The following is an 878-nucleotide window of genomic DNA, read 5'->3' as shown; positions in this document are numbered from 1 at the left end:
CTTCGAGCCCGGCGTGACGGCGCTCGGGCGCGATGTGGCGTTCGGGCAGCTCGGGGGCGAGGAGATGGCGGTCGGCTTCGGTGTAGCACTCGGCGACGTGCAGGAAGTACGAGCGGTCCCACAATTCGGCCTGCACGTGCGCCCACAGCTGCCCGGCCTTCTTCCGGGGCTCGGGAACCGGCGGGGTGCGGTCGTCGTCGACGGCGGTGTCGATCGCGTACAACCGCTGCGCGGCATAGCCCGCGTATTCACGGTGGCGGCGCTCGGCGACGGCCAGGTCCCGGCGGCGGTGGCGCAGACTCACCAGCCCGGTGGTGGGTGCGGGGATGCGGGCGCGGCGGGCGGCGACCTTCTCGGGCTGGTAGCGGGCGGCGTCGGTCGCCGCAGACGGGGTGGCGGTGTCGCGGTCGCGGTAGCGGCGGTCGCGGATGGAGCGACGCACCCATTCGGCCGCCTCGATCGAGGTCTCGGACTGCTGGGGGAGCTCGGGCCGGTACAGACCCGGGTCACCCTCGGCGGTGTGCTCGACGATCATCGACCGCAGCTCGGGGCGGGACTTGGCCATCCACCCCAGCTGACGCGCCGCGGTCTTCCACGGCGAGCGGGTCAGCATCTCGGCAGCGCGATCGAGGAAGGCACGCTCGGCCGGGGACGCGAGAGCCAGCACGGCGGTGAAGCGTTCCCGCGCGGCGTCGGGATCGGTGTCGAGGAGGTATTCGATCTCTCCGAGCGCGGCGGCGAACGGGGACACGGTCTGCACGGGATCGGTGACAACGTCGGTAACGGTCTCGATGACAGAGTCGGTGGTTTCGGGTGCGTTCAACGTGGCGGTCATCACTGGGTTCCTGTTCTGTCGTCTGGAAACAGCTCGGCCCCGC

Annotated in this window: 1 protein-coding gene; it reads right to left on the bottom strand. The window is 71.3% G+C overall.

The window, feature by feature from the left end; genetic code table 11:
* The coding region (locus ON27_RS29330) for a hypothetical protein (protein WP_157227388.1) at positions 1-835 on the bottom strand (835 nt) is incomplete at its 3' end.
* Between the last annotated feature and the right edge of the window lie 43 nt (positions 836-878).

The sequence above is a fragment of the Nocardia asiatica NBRC 100129 genome (genome assembly GCF_000308415.1).
GTDB classification, from domain to species: domain Bacteria; phylum Actinomycetota; class Actinomycetes; order Mycobacteriales; family Mycobacteriaceae; genus Nocardia; species Nocardia asiatica.
This window is presented reverse-complemented; position numbering and strand designations above follow the sequence as displayed.